1 protein-coding gene is annotated in these 1,283 nt (G+C 72.0%); it reads right to left on the reverse strand.

Going from position 1 to position 1,283, the window contains the following annotated elements:
• On the reverse strand, window positions 1-1,238 hold a 1,238-nt coding region (locus tag FNH05_RS37445), incomplete at its 3' end, for an alpha/beta hydrolase (RefSeq protein ID WP_144593551.1).
• Between the last annotated feature and the right edge of the window lie 45 nt (window positions 1,239-1,283).

Raw genomic sequence — 1,283 nt, forward strand, 5'->3', positions numbered from 1 at the left:
CCTCTGACCCGCCCCAGCAGGGAGCGGAGGTAGGCCCATTCCAGGAAGCGCTCGACACCGCGGACGACGTGGGCGCTGCGGACGGACGGGAAGATGTCGAACGCGTGCTGGGCGCCCGCGAGTTCCGCGTAGGCGACCGGGTTGGGTGAGGCCTGGCGCAACCGCCGGACGAACTCCCGCGCCTCCCGGACGGGGACCATGGTGTCCCGCGAACCGTGGATCACGAAGAACGGCGGCGCCTTGTCGTTGATGCGGTCCAGCGGGGAGGCGGCCTTGTACTCGTCGAGGAACTCCACCGGATCCTTCCCGACGACATAGTGGGCGAGCAGCCCCTTGAGCCGGTACTCGCTGGCCGGTGAGCCGCTGGTGGCGGCGAAGTCGTACACGCCGTAGTGCGGCACGCAGGCCTGGATGGTGGTGTCGGCGTCGGTGAACCCGGGCTGGAGGGTGGTGTCGTTGGGGGTGAGCGAGAGCAGGGCCGCGAGGTGCCCGCCCGCCGAACCTCCGGTCGCGGCGAGGAACGACGGGTCGCCGCCGTAACGGCCGATGTTCTCGCGGATCCAGGCGACCGCCCGCTTCACCGCGACGATGTGCGCGGGCCAGCGCGCGGCGGGCGAGAGCGGGTAGTTGATCGCGACGCACACCCAGCCCCGCTGGGCCATGTGCAGCATCAACGGGATGCCCTGGTGGTCCTTGTTGTCCACCATCCACGCGCCGCCGTGGATCTGCAGCAGCACCGGCCTGCCCTCGACGGGTTCCTTCGGCCGGTAGACGTCCAGCAGGTACCGCCTGCCGCCGGGGGCGTAGGCGATGTTGCGGTCGCGCCGGACCTGGGGGTGGGCCATCCGGAACGGCAGCAGCAACTGGCCCCACGGGGTGGCGAGGTCCTTCGGGCCGGGCGGTCGCCGCAGGCCTTCGACGTAGCGTGGCCCGAGCGCTTCGGCCAGTGCCTGTTCGACCTCGCCGCGGGCCCGCTGGGCGTCCACGATCAGCTTGGTCAGCCCCGCCGCCGACAACGCCGACAGGCCGAGTGCCACCCGGTCGGACTTCGAGCCTTCGCGGGCGACGTGCGCGGCGGTGTCGGCCGCGGTGAGTGCCAGCAGATGCGGTGCGAGTTCCCCAGTGAGCCAGCCGGCGAAGAAGGCCGGGATGGCGGCCCGGTTGCCGGGCAGTGGCCGCAGCGCGTTCGCGGTCAGGGCCAGCTGGATCGCCCGTCGGGTGAGAAAGCGCGGTCGCATGTCCCGAGCATAGTGACACCGGCGGGCACCCCGCCCGGCCGGAAG

Source organism: Amycolatopsis rhizosphaerae, assembly GCF_007713715.1.
Classification (GTDB): domain Bacteria; phylum Actinomycetota; class Actinomycetes; order Mycobacteriales; family Pseudonocardiaceae; genus Amycolatopsis_E; species Amycolatopsis_E rhizosphaerae.